The organism is Bradyrhizobium sp. USDA 4461 (genome assembly GCF_054055655.1).
In genome coordinates this window covers 1,226,060-1,238,099 of record NZ_JBSRXM010000001.1, presented here as the reverse complement: position 1 = coordinate 1,238,099, position 12,040 = coordinate 1,226,060, and the positions used below count along the sequence as shown (strand labels likewise).

At 66.7% G+C, this 12,040-nt stretch carries 9 protein-coding genes and 1 pseudogene; 5 read left to right on the top strand and 5 right to left on the bottom strand.

Annotated elements, in window-relative coordinates; translation table 11 throughout:
• Positions 1-133: 133 nt before the first annotated feature.
• The 5 genes and pseudogenes from ftsE to ACVINW_RS05855 all read left to right on the top strand — a co-directional run.
• Positions 134-793 (top strand): cell division ATP-binding protein FtsE, encoded by a 660-nt coding sequence (gene ftsE, locus ACVINW_RS05875; protein ID WP_456750421.1) that lies wholly within the window; start codon positions 134-136, stop codon positions 791-793.
• Complete coding sequence (locus ACVINW_RS05870) at positions 786-1,757, top strand: cell division protein FtsX (RefSeq protein WP_456750420.1); 972 nt, start codon at positions 786-788, stop codon at positions 1,755-1,757. The genes ftsE and ACVINW_RS05870 overlap by 8 nt, the downstream gene beginning before the upstream one ends.
• Before the next feature lie 159 nt (positions 1,758-1,916).
• Complete coding sequence (locus ACVINW_RS05865) at positions 1,917-2,627, top strand: YdcF family protein (protein ID WP_456750419.1); 711 nt, start codon at positions 1,917-1,919, stop codon at positions 2,625-2,627.
• A 124-nt stretch (positions 2,628-2,751) separates the two neighbouring features.
• Complete coding sequence (locus ACVINW_RS05860) at positions 2,752-3,516, top strand: lysophospholipid acyltransferase family protein (RefSeq protein WP_456750418.1); 765 nt, start codon at positions 2,752-2,754, stop codon at positions 3,514-3,516.
• Between the two features lie 14 nt (positions 3,517-3,530).
• Positions 3,531-3,871 (top strand): annotated as a pseudogene (locus ACVINW_RS05855) (cyclophilin-like fold protein); the annotation flags it as partial.
• Between the two features lie 119 nt (positions 3,872-3,990).
• Here ACVINW_RS05855 and ACVINW_RS05850 read toward each other — a convergent pair.
• From ACVINW_RS05850 to ACVINW_RS05830, 5 genes are all read right to left on the bottom strand, one after another.
• Entirely contained in the window at positions 3,991-5,472 is a 1,482-nt protein-coding gene (locus ACVINW_RS05850; protein WP_456750417.1) for an aldehyde dehydrogenase, read from the bottom strand.
• Between the two features lie 95 nt (positions 5,473-5,567).
• Positions 5,568-6,035 (bottom strand): peroxiredoxin family protein, encoded by a 468-nt coding sequence (locus ACVINW_RS05845; protein ID WP_456750416.1) that lies wholly within the window; start codon positions 6,033-6,035, stop codon positions 5,568-5,570.
• 58 nt (positions 6,036-6,093) lie between these two features.
• Positions 6,094-9,396, bottom strand: coding sequence for an efflux RND transporter permease subunit (locus ACVINW_RS05840; RefSeq protein WP_456750415.1), 3,303 nt, complete (start codon positions 9,394-9,396; stop codon positions 6,094-6,096).
• A gap of 136 nt (positions 9,397-9,532) precedes the next feature.
• Positions 9,533-11,329, bottom strand: a complete 1,797-nt coding sequence (locus ACVINW_RS05835; protein ID WP_456750414.1) for a caspase family protein — start codon at positions 11,327-11,329, stop codon at positions 9,533-9,535.
• 86 nt (positions 11,330-11,415) lie between these two features.
• Positions 11,416-12,024 carry a gamma-glutamylcyclotransferase gene (locus ACVINW_RS05830; RefSeq protein WP_456750413.1) on the bottom strand — a complete coding sequence of 203 codons (609 nt, stop codon included), beginning with the start codon at positions 12,022-12,024 and terminating at the stop codon, positions 11,416-11,418.
• Positions 12,025-12,040: the final 16 nt, after the last annotated feature.

Below are 12,040 nucleotides of genomic sequence, written 5' to 3'. Positions count from 1 at the left end.
TGAGCGACCGTTAACGAATCGGAAACCATAACCGTCGCACAAGCTTTCTGAGCGGTTCGCGGCCGGTCGGCGGGGGTTCGGGCCGCCAGTTTTGGGTATTGGGCCACAGGCCCTCTCGAACGGAGCTAGCGCATTGGTTCGGTTCGAAAATGTCGGTCTGCGCTACGGGCTCGGCCCGGAGATTTTGCGCGACCTGTCCTTCATGATCCCGGCGCACTCGTTCCAGTTCCTCACCGGGCCGTCCGGCGCCGGCAAGACCTCGCTGCTGCGGTTGTTATTCCTGTCGCTGCGGCCGACCCGCGGGCTGGTCAATCTGTTCGGCAAGGACGTCTCCCTGCTCGGCAAGGACCAGGTCGCCGACCTGCGCAAGCGGATCGGCATCGTGCTGCAGGATTTCCGGCTGCTCGACCACATGACCACCTATGAGAACGTCGCGCTGCCGTTCCGCGTGATGGGTCGCGAGGAATCCAGCTATCGCCGCGAGGTGATCGACCTGCTGAAATGGGTCGGCCTCGGCGAACGGATGGACGCGCTGCCGCCGATCCTGTCGGGCGGCGAGAAGCAGCGCGCGGCGATTGCGCGCGCGGTGATCTCGCGGCCGCAATTGCTGCTGGCGGACGAGCCGACCGGCAGCGTCGATCCGACGCTCGGGCGCCGCCTGTTGCGGCTGTTCATCGAGCTCAACAAATCCGGCACCGCTGTTATCATCGCGACCCACGACATCACGCTGATGGATCAATACGAGGCGCGGCGGCTGGTGCTGCATCAGGGACGGCTGCACATCTATGAGTAGGGGCGGCGACGAGAAAGTGTCGTTGGTCGATCTCGGGCGCGAGCGCCCGCAGGTCCCGGCCACCGCGCGCAACATGTCGCCGATCGTGCCGCGCGCCTCGATCTCCGGCCGCGCGCTGGTCGCGGTGGTCGCGATCATGACCTTCCTCGCCTCGCTGACCACAGGCACGGTGCTTTTGGTCAGCGCCTCGGCCGCCGAATGGCAGTCGGAAGTGTCGAGCGAGATCACCATCCAGGTGCGCCCGTCGCCCGGCCGCGACCTCGACCGTGACGCGCAGGCGGCGGCGGATGCGATGCGGACGCAGTCCGGCATTCTCGAGGTCCGGCCGTTCAGCAAGGAGGAATCCGCAAAGCTGCTGGAGCCGTGGCTCGGCAGCGGGCTGTCGATCGATGATCTGCCGGTGCCGCGCGTCATCGTGGCGCGGGTGCAGCCCGGCACCACGCTCGATCTCGCCGGCTTGCGCGCGCGCCTGACCCAGGCCGCGCCGACCGCAAGCCTCGACGATCACCGTGCCTGGATCGAACGCATGCGCTCGATGACCGGCGCCACGATGTTTGCCGGCGTCGGCATCCTGATCCTCGTCATCATCGCCACCATCATCTCGGTGTCGTTCGCGACCCGCGGCGCGATGGCCGCCAACCGCCCGATCGTCGAGGTGCTGCATTTCGTCGGCGCCGGCGACAGCTTCATCGCCAACCGCTTCCTGCGGCATTTTCTGAGGCTCGGTCTCGAGGGCGGGCTGATCGGCGGCGGCGCGGCGATGCTGGCGTTCGGGTTCTCGGAATCGATCGCCAACTGGTTCTCCGGCACGCCGGTGGGCGACCAGTTCGCGGCGCTGCTGGGCACGTTCTCGCTGCGCCCGTCCGGCTATCTGGTGCTGGCGATGCAGGCGGTGCTGATCGCGGCGATCACCGCGTGGGCGTCTCGGCGCACCCTGTTCGCCACGCTCGACGACATCGACTGACGGCTCGCGACAGCGCAATCATGGAGCCGATGTCGTGATCGCATTTGGTCGTCCGGGTGTGATTTCGCGTGCATGCACGCGACCTTGGCCCGGCAAAACCGGTTTCCACTTTGCCGGATCATGCTCTAAAATCCCCGGGGGGAAGGACGACCGCATCACATGAGTTTGCAGACCGACGATACGTCGCCGAACGGCTATGCCGCGCGCCCGCGTGGCTGGCTGCGCGCCGCTATCGTCGCGCCGCTGGCGCTGGTGTTTGTCGCCGCAGCGGTCGGCTTCATCGGCTTCCTGTCGCAACTCCGCGGCGTCGAGACCGATCCGCCGCATAATGCCGACGGCATCGTGGTGCTGACCGGCGGCTCGTCGCGGGTGTCGGATGCGATGGAACTACTGGCCGCAGGCTACGGCAAGCGTCTGTTGATCTCCGGCGTGCACCCGACCAACGACGCCGGCGATATTTCCCGCTCGGTGCCCGACAGCAAGGGGTTGATGAGCTGCTGCGTCGATCTCGACCGTTCGGCGGTCAACACCCGCAGCAATGCGGCGGAGACGCGGCGCTGGGCGCGCGAGCGCGGCTTCAAGTCGCTGATCGTGGTGACTTCGAATTACCACATGCCCAGGGCGATCGTGGAACTGTCGCATGCGATGCCTGACGTCACGCTGATCCCGTTCGCGGTGGTCGGCGACAAATGGCGCGACGAGCCGTGGTGGACGAGTGGCGGAACCTTCCGTCTCTTGCTATCGGAATACGCCAAATATGTCGCGGCGGAGGTCCGGGTGCGGCTGGCCGATCTCGGCCTCGACCTGACTTCGGATCTTGCCGAGCCGGCAACCGCGCCACGCCGCCCGGCAACGGCGCAGGCGAATTGATGTATCAGGCTTGGCACCGTCATTCCGGGGCGCGAAGCGAACCCGGAATCTCGAGATTCCGGGTCTGGTCCTTCGGACCATCCCGGAATGACGGCGTGACTGCACAAGAGAGAATTTTTTGAGCATGACTTCGATCTTCCTGCGCTCGCTGATCTTCAACGTGCTGTTCTATCTGGTGCTGGTGGTGCTCTGCATCGTCGCGCTGCCGGCACTGCTGCTGCCGCGCGGCGCGCTGATGGCGCTGGAAGCCGCGTGGGCCAACACCAGCCTGTTCCTGATGCGCGTGATCTGCAACATCAGGATCGAGTTCCGCGGCGTCGAGAAGATTCCGGCGGGAGCGCTGGTGGTCGCCTCGAAGCACCAGTCGTTCTGGGAGACCTTTGCGCTGGTGCGCTTCTTCGAGCATCCGCTGTTCATCCTCAAGCGCGAGCTGATGATGATCCCGGTGTTCGGCTGGTACCTGAAGAAGGTCGGCATGATCTCGGTGGAGCGCGGCGGCGGCCCGCGCTCGCTGATCAAGACATTGAAGGCGGCTGCCGCCGAGGTGAAGCTCGGCCGCCAGCTCGTGATCTTCCCCGAGGGCACCCGCACCGCGCCCGGTGCGCCGCCGAACTACAAGGCCGGCGTCGCCCAGATCTACGCCGAGAGCGGCGTGCCGTGCCTGCCGATCGCGCTCAACTCCGGCCTGTTCTGGCCGCGCCGCACCTTCATGCGCTATCCCGGCACGCTGGTGGTCGAATTCCTCGATCCGCTGCCGCCCGGCCTGCCGCGCGACGAGTTCATGGCCCGCCTGCGCGAGGCGATCGAAACCGCCACCACGCGCATCGTCGACGCCGGCCGCGCCGAGCAGGCGAAGCTGTTCGGCGGCGTGCCGGGCTCGAAAGGCTAGGGCGCGATCTCGCTGATGGCAACGTCCGGGCTAGCTTGCTCGACAATCCGTCTGCGCGGGATTTCGCATCGATGCTCCCGCTCGATCTTTCCATCGAGGATTACTCCACCAATGAGAAGATCGCCTATCTGCCGCGCGAGCTCACGCAAGACGGTAGCGGGCCATTCGCGAATGAAGCGCCGGGCGATCTCTGCTACGACGCGCCGTGGGCAATTTGGCCTGCTTCCACAGCGGCTATCGCTATTCCAGCGGGCTCATCAGGCTCGGCCGTCTTGACGATGGTCCGGCGCCTCTGCGCACGCGCGGCAGCTTTGCCTTGCGCATCGAGGCTATTTCACAGCGTCGGACAGCATGACAGTGATGACAGCGACTGACCTCCAGAGCCTCGGCGATGTCCGTCACGTGCTGACCGGGTGAACTTCATGACTCGGGCATGGCGCACCGCTTCCGGTCTGGGAGAGGTGCTGAGCCGCATTACCGCATCACGAACGGATTGGCCGGCACGTCGGTCGCGGTCGAGATCCAGACGCTCTTGGTCTCCTGATATTCGCGCACCGCGTCGATGCCGCTCTCGCGGCCGACGCCGGAGTGCTTCATGCCGCCGAACGGCATCATGTAGCTGATGGCGCGGTAGGTGTTGACCCACACCGTGCCGGCGCGCAGCTGCTTCGGCACGCGGATGGCGCGGGCGAGGTCCTTGGTCCAGATGCCGGCGGCAAGGCCGTAGATCGTGTCGTTGGCGATCCGGATGGCGTCTTCCTCGGTGTCGAACGAGATGATCGACAGCACCGGGCCGAACACCTCCTCGCGCGCGATCCGCATGGTGTTGTCGACATCGGTGAAGATCGTCGGCTCGACAAACTGGCCGCCTTTGATGCCGTCGCCGGACGCCGGCTTGCCCCCGAGCAGGCAGCGGGCGCCTTCAGCCTTGGCGATGTCGATGTAGTCGAGCACCTTCTTGTACTGCGCCGGCGTCGTGATCGGGCCGACATTAGTGTCGGCCTGCATCGGATCGCCGATCTTGGCGGATTTCGCCAGCTCCAGCACGCGCGCGACGAACTTGTCCTTGATCGAGCTCTGCACCAGCAGGCGCGAGCCGGCGATGCAGGTTTGTCCCGTGGCGGCGAAGATGCCGGAGATCGCGCCGGCCGCGGCCGCAGTGAGATCGGCGTCCTCGAACACGATGTTCGGCGACTTGCCGCCGAGCTCGAGCGAGACGCGCTTCAGGCCCTTGGCCGCGGTCTCGTAGACCCGTGCGCCGGTGGTGTCCGATCCCGTGAAGGTGATCTTGGCGACGTCGGGGTGCGAGATCAGCGCGGAGCCGGCCTCGGGGCCGAAGCCGGTCACCACGTTGAAGATGCCGTCGGGAATCCCGGCCTCCTTGGTCAACGCGGCGAATTCCAGCGTGCTGGCCGAGGTGAATTCCGAGGGCTTGACCACCACGGCGCAGCCGGCCGCGAGCGCGGCGGCGCATTTCCAGGCGACGAACAGCAGCGGCGAATTCCAGGCGGTCAGCGCCGCGACCACGCCGACCGGCTCATGCGTGGTGTAGGCGAAGGTGTCCGCCTTGTCGATCGGCACCAGGCCGCCTTCGAGCTTGTCGACGAGGCCGCCGAAATACCACCACCACTCCGGATGGTAGCGCAGCTGGCCCAGCATCTCGGCCATCAGCTTGCCGTTGTCGCGCACCTCGATCTCGGCGAGACGCTCGGCATTGGCGGCGACGAGGTCGCCGAGCCTGCGCATCGCCTTGCCGCGCGCCGACGCTGTCATCTTCGCCCACGGCCCATTCCACATCGCTTCGTTGGCGGCCTTCACCGCCTTGTCGGCATCGGCGGCCGTGCCGCGCGGCATCCTGGCCCAGGCCTCGCCGCGATAGGGATCGATCGTGTCGAACCACTCGCCATTGGCGGGGTCGACATAGCGGCCGTTGATGTAGAGCTGATAGGTTTTCATGAGACGCTCCCGCACGATGCTTCTGGTTGATCGCAGGCTACCACGCTTCGCGCGACGCCGTCATAACGCAGCTGCGTGAGCGGGCTGCTCGGCTGTCAGCCGTGCGTTGCGGCAAGCTCGGCTGCGATGATCGCGCCGAGCGCCATATCGCTCTGCTGGCCGAAGCCGTGATGCACGATGCTGCCGTCGCGGCCGATCAGGATGCTGGTCGGGGTTCCCTGCATGCCGTAGCGCTGCATGGTGAGGGGGATCGGCGTGCCGTCGCCGGCCTCGTCGACGCCGATCGGGAAGGTCAGCCGGTACTCGTGGATGAAGGCTTCCAGCGACACGGGCGTCATCGCCGCGTGGTGCTCGAACACGGTGTGCAGCCCGATCACCTGGAGGTCGGAATGCTTGAACAACTCGAACGCGCGCTGGGTCTGCGGCGTGCCGTGTGCGACGCAGCCGGGACACAGCATCTGGAAGGCGTGCAGCAGCACCGGGCGGCCGCGCAGCGCGGCCAGGGTCAGCGGCTCGCTGGTGTTGAACCAGCGGGACGCGGCGATTTCCGGTGCTGGAGTCACTGCATGCTTCCTTGCGGCTGCCACCTCGCGGCAGGTTCGCAAGATCGGTGGCAGCCTGTCAACGACCGGCGGCACTTGACGCGGCGGCCCGCCTTGCGCGGCGCGCGGCGCGGCGCCGCTGGGTCCAGAGCCGGGCGCGATCGAGATAGAGGTAGACCACCGGCGTGGTGTAGAGCGTCAGGATCTGGCTCAGGATCAATCCGCCGAAAATTGCGATGCCGAGCGGCTGGCGCAGCTCGCTGCCTTCGCCGAGGCCGATCATCAGCGGCACCGCGCCGAACAGCGCCGCCAGCGTCGTCATCATGATCGGGCGGAAGCGCATCAGGCAGGCCTCGTAGATCGCATCGCGCGACGACAGCCCGCGCAGCCGCTCGGCATCGAGCGCGAAGTCGATCATCATGATGGCGTTCTTCTTGACGATGCCGACCAAGAGGATCACCCCGATCGCGCCGATCAGGTCGAAATCGGTGTGCGACATCATCAGCGCCGCCACCGCGCCGACGCCGGCCGAGGGCAGGGTGGACAGGATGGTCAGCGGGTGGATGTAGCTCTCGTAGAGCATGCCGAGCGAGATGTAGATCGTCGCCAGCGCGGCCAGAACCAGGAACAGCTCGTTCGCCAGCGCTTGCTGGAAGATTTTTGCGGAGCCTGCGAACCCGCCATTGATGCCCGCCGGCATGTTGATCGCGTGCATCGCAGTCTCGATCGTGGTGGTCGCCGTGCTCAGGGAGACGCCCGGCGGCAGATTGAACGAGATGGTGCTGGCGACCAGCAGATCCTGGTGGTTGACCGAGAGCGGCGTCTCGCCATGCTCGAAGCGGGCAACGCTCGACAGCGGGATCATCGTCTCGGCGCTGGTCGAGACCGCGGTCCCGGTCGAGGCGACGCCCTTGCCGGTGGCGCCGATCGAGTTGGTCGCCTGGTTGCGCACCACATTGGCGGCGACCGAAGAGACCGAGCTCTTCTGCGACGATGAGGCCACCGTTCCGGCCACCGCATTGGTGCTCTGGGTGCCGGTCGCCGATCCGCCCGAGGTCGAGATATAGACCTCCTTCAGGGTCTGCGGGTCCTGCGAGAAGCGCGGCGCGACTTCCATGATCACGTGATACTGGTTGCGCGCGACGAAGATGGTCGAGACCTGGCGCTGCCCGAACGCGTCATACAGCGTGTTGTCGAGCTGGGCGACCGTGATCCCGAGCCGCGAGGCGGCGTCGCGATCGATCACCAGATTGGCCTGCAGCGCCTTGTTCTGCTGGTCGCTGTTGACGTCCGTGAGCGTCGGCTCCTTCTGCAGGGCGGCGACGAGCTTCGGCGTCCACTCGTTGAGCTCCTCGAAGGTCGAACCCTTCAGCGTGTACTGATACGCGGCGTTGCCCGAGCGTCCGCCGGCGCCGAGATCGCCGATCGATTGCAGGAACAAGGTGGCGCCGGCGACGCTCGCCAGGGGCTCGCGCAGCCGCTCGATCACCTTGTCGGCGCGCAGCCCGCGTTCGTTCATCGGCTTCAGCGAGGCGAATACGGTGCCGGTGTTGGTGCCGCCCGGGCCGACGCCGCCGCCCCCGGTGAAGCCGACCGCGGTCTCGACCGCCGGATCCGACTTCACGATGTCGATGAACTGGGTCAGCTTCTGCCGCATCAGCTGGAACGAGGTGCTCTGGTCGGCCTGGATCGAGCCAACCAGCAGCCCGGTATCTTGTTGCGGGACGAAGCCCTTGGGCACGACCCTGTAGAGATGGAAGTTCAGATAGAGCGTCGAGGCCAGGATCAGCATCACCAGCAGCGGATGGCGCAGCGCGAGGCTGAGCGTGGTGCGGTAGCCGTTCAGCATCAGCTCGAAGACGTGCTCGCTGATCCGGTAGATCCGGCCGTGCGGCTGGCCTGCCTCCTTGCGCAGCACCACGGCGCACATCATCGGCGTCGTGGTCAGCGAGACCACCAGCGAAATCACGATCGCGATCGTGATGGTCATGGCGAATTCGCGGAACAGCCGGCCGACCAGGCCGCCCATCAAGAGGATCGGCACGAACACCGCGACCAGCGACACGCTCATCGACAGCACGGTGAAGCCGACCTCGCGGGTGCCGAGCAGCGTCGCCTCCAGCCGCGACAGCCCGGCGTCCATGTGGCGGGTGATGTTTTCCAGCACCACGATGGCATCGTCGACCACGAAGCCGGTCGCCACCGTCAGCGCCATCAGCGAGAAGATGTCGAGCGTGTAGCCGAGCAGGTACATCACCGCGAACGTCGCGATCAGGGACACGCCGACCGCCACGACAGGCACCAGCGTCGCCCGCGCATTGCGCAGGAAGGCGAACACCACCAGGATCACCAGCGCGACCGCGATCAACAGCGTGATCTCGACATCGTGCAGCGAGGCCCGGATCGTCTTCGAGCGATCCATCGCCAGCGTGATGTCGATCGCCGGCGAGACCGAGGCCTTGAGCTGCGGCATCAGCCCCTTCACATTGTCGACCATCTTGATGATGTTGGCGCCGGGCTGCCGGTACACGATCATCACGACGGCCGGCTTGCCGTTGGCAAGGCCCAGCGTGCGGACATTCTCCACGGAATCGATCACGTCGCCGACGTCGGTCAGCCGCACCGCGGCGCCGTTGCGGTAGGCGACGACCAGCGGCTTGTAGTCGTCCGCCTTGCGGGCCTGGTCGTTGGCGTAGATCTGGTAGCGCTGGTCGCCGACGTCGATGCCGCCCTTCGGGCTGTGCGCGTTGGCGCTGCTCAGCGCGGCGCGGACGTCCTCGAGCCCGATGCCGTATTTGTAGAGCGCCGGCGGGATCAACTCGACGCGCACCGCGGGCAGCGAACCGCCGCCGACCGAGACCTCGCCGACGCCCTCGACCTGCGACAGCTTCTGCGCCAGCACGGTCGAGGCGGCGTCATAGAGCTCGGCCGGGGTCAGCGTGTCCGAGGTCAAGGTGTAGATCAGGATCGGCGCCGAGGCCGGGTTGAACTTGCGGTAGGTGGGGTTGGCGCGCAGGTTGGTCGGCAGGTCGGCGCGCGCCGCGTTGATCGCGGCCTGCACGTCGCGCGCGGCGCCGTTGATGTCGCGGTCGATGTCGAATTGCAGCGTGATCCGCGCCGAGCCGAGCGAGGACTGCGACGTCATCTCGGTGACGCTGGCGATCTGGCCGAGGTGGCGCTCCAGCGGGCTCGCGACGGTCGCCGCAACGTCGGCCGGGCTGGCGCCGGGCAGCGTCGCCTGCACCATGATGGTCGGAATGTCGACGTCGGGCAGCGGCGATACCGGCAGCTTGAAGAACGCAATGACGCCCGCCACCACCAGTCCAAGCGACAGCAGCGTGGTGCCGACCGGGCGGCGGACGAAGGGGGCGGAGAGGTTCATTGCATCAGCGAGCGATGTTTGCGGATGAGCTTCTATCCGTCCGCGCCGCGATGCAAAAGCCTAAATGTCACAGGCCGCTGCCTTAGTGAAGCCGCGATGTGTCTGGCCGCAACAATACGCAGGTCACGGCCGCGCGCTACTTCGCCGTAGTCTGGCTCGCGCCGACGAAGTAGAAATCCTCGGCGCCCGGCACCGAGCCATAGCTGAACGGTTGTTGCCGGCGATCGGTCGCGGCCATCACGTCGTCGCGCACCAGGTCGAACAGCTTGCGGATCTCGATCCGCGGCGTCTGCATCCGCTTGATCAGGGCGGTCACGAACGGGCTGTGGCCGCCGTCGCCGTCGAGCGCGACCTGGCCGTGCTTGGCGGCGTAGACCACCAGCGTGCCGCTGTCGGGCTCGACCTGCGCCAATCCCCGGCCGATCGAGCGCGACGCGACGGTGCGCTTGATCTGGTTGGCGAACGGATTGTCGCGGCAGGCATCGAGAATCACGAGATGCAGCTTGCGCGCGCCTTCGGTGGCGCCCATCACCTGGGTCAGCGCGACCGCCTCGTACGGCACGTCGCGGTCGGTGGCGAGCTTGGCGTCAACAGGCACCAGATAGTTCTCGCCCGCCATCTCCAAGCCGTGCCCGGCATAGTAGATCACCGCCCAATCGGCGCCGTCGGCCGCGTTGGCGAACGACTTCAGCGCATCGACCAGGCCGTCGCGCGTGGCGTCGGTGACCAGGCGGACATCCTGAAAGCCCGTGGCGCGCAGCGTCTCGGCGATCGCCGCCGCGTCCTGGCCGGGGTTCGGCAGCACCGGCACCGAGCGGTATTTCGAATTGCCGACGACGAGGGCAACGCGCTTTTCGGTCATCGCGGCCTTCGGGGCCGCGCCGGCCGGCGCGATCGGAACGGTGGCTGCAACCGCGAGCGCAGCTTTGGCCGCGCCGTGATCCGCGACGACGCTCTTTTCGGTCGTCGCGACCGTGGCCAGCCGTTGCAGGCCGTCTCTGGCGACGCGCTGGCCCTGGGTGCGATCGAGCTGATCGAGGCCGATGACATCGAGCGCGTGGCGGAAGTCGGCGCGGGCGCCCTCGATATCGCCCTTCTTCTCGTCGGCGAGGCCGCGCCGCGCGTAGTTCAATGCGCCCTGGGCATTGAGTTGCGTGGCGTGGTCGTAGTCGTGCATCGCCTGGTCGAGCTCGCCTTTGCTCGCCAGCGTCAGGCCGCGCAGCGAGTAGAACTCCGGCTGGCTATCCTGGATCGCGATCGCGCGCTCGACGTCGCGTGCGGCATTGTCGATGTCGCCGGCGGACATCTCGACCACGGCCCGGCAGTAATAGGGGCCGCCGGCGCGCGGCGCGACCTTGATCGCATCCTGGCAATGCAGCGCCGCGAGTCGGTCCTTGCCGCTGAAATCATAGACCAGCGCGCGGTTGACATAGGCGTACCAGGAGCCGGGATCGAGCTCGATCGACTTGCCGTAATCGGCCAGCGCACGCTCATAGTCGCCGGTGGCGACGAACAGCTCGGCGCGGTTGTTGAACCAGCCGGCGCTGAACGGCCCGGCCGGCTTGAGCTGGATCGCCCGATCGAAGTCGCTCCGCGCGCGGTCGTAATCCTGGTTCTGCAGGAAGACCTTGGCCCGCTGGCCATAAGACGGCGCAAACGACGGATTGGCCGCGATCGACTGATCGTAATCTGCCTTGGCCTTCTCGAGATCGCCCTTGTTATGCCAAGCCAGCGCCCGGTTGTAATAGGTGATCGCGAGATCGCGTCCCCTCGGATTGGCTGCGATCAGGCGGGTGCAGGCCGGGATCACCAGGTCGGGCCGCGAATCCTTGGCGTCGCAAATCGCGCCATCCTCTCTCAGGCCGGCAAAGGATGGGGAGTTCAGCAGCAACACTAGGCCGATCGCGGCGAGCCTGAGCAATGAGGGGCGCATTCCAGTCATTCCATTCCAGCGACCGGAAATGGAGACCACAATGTTGTTCGCGCCGTGGCAAAAATTCGCGCGCCAGGTTCCGCGCCTCAGTTCGGATCCACGCCATCCGCTGCACGCGCATCCCGATGCAGCGGGCCGGAATCGTGCAGCATCGCCGCGAGCTGGTGCAGCTGCGCGTCGCGAAAGCCCTGCTTCTCGATCGAGGCGACGGTCGAGAGCACATAGTCGCGGTTGTTGCCGGAGCGGCCGTGGCCCTGCAGCACCAGGCGCTGCTGTTCGGCCAGCGACAGCCGCCCGGCATATTGCACATGGCCGCGATCGACCACATAGGCCAGCGCCGGGACGCGATCGCGCGCCGCGTTCTCCAGCCACACCGAGCGCATCACCTCGCGGTAGACATTGGTGGTCTGCTCGCGCGAGCGCAAATAGGCGATGGTGTCGTGGCGCAGCCGGGCCGCGACGCGGAACGCGATGCCGCGGCAGGCGCCGCCGCGGTCGAGCCCGAGCACCAGGCCCGGCTTCTCCGGCGTGCCGCGGTGGTCGAACGAATAGACGCAGAGCGCGCGATGCTCGCCGATCAGCCGCGCCGGCACCTGCTCGAGGTATTCGAAGCCCGGCTTCCACATCAGCGAGCCGTAGCCGAACACCCAGAGGTCGGCGTCGGGCGATTCGGAATGGGGAGGATTTGCTGACATCGCGCTGATGGGCTAG

Excerpts from the sequence above, each read along its gene's own strand:
- ACVINW_RS05870 (WP_456750420.1), top strand. The coding sequence starts at position 786 with ATGAGTAGGGGCGGCGACGAGAAAGTGTCGTTGGTCGATCTCGGGCGC.
- ACVINW_RS05865 (WP_456750419.1), top strand. The coding sequence starts at position 1,917 with ATGAGTTTGCAGACCGACGATACGTCGCCGAACGGCTATGCCGCGCGC.
- ACVINW_RS05860 (WP_456750418.1), top strand. The coding sequence starts at position 2,752 with ATGACTTCGATCTTCCTGCGCTCGCTGATCTTCAACGTGCTGTTCTAT.
- ACVINW_RS05850 (WP_456750417.1), bottom strand. The coding sequence starts at position 5,472 with ATGAAAACCTATCAGCTCTACATCAACGGCCGCTATGTCGACCCCGCC.
- ACVINW_RS05840 (WP_456750415.1), bottom strand. The coding sequence starts at position 9,396 with ATGAACCTCTCCGCCCCCTTCGTCCGCCGCCCGGTCGGCACCACGCTG.
- ACVINW_RS05835 (WP_456750414.1), bottom strand. The coding sequence starts at position 11,329 with ATGCGCCCCTCATTGCTCAGGCTCGCCGCGATCGGCCTAGTGTTGCTG.
- ACVINW_RS05830 (WP_456750413.1), bottom strand. The coding sequence starts at position 12,024 with ATGTCAGCAAATCCTCCCCATTCCGAATCGCCCGACGCCGACCTCTGG.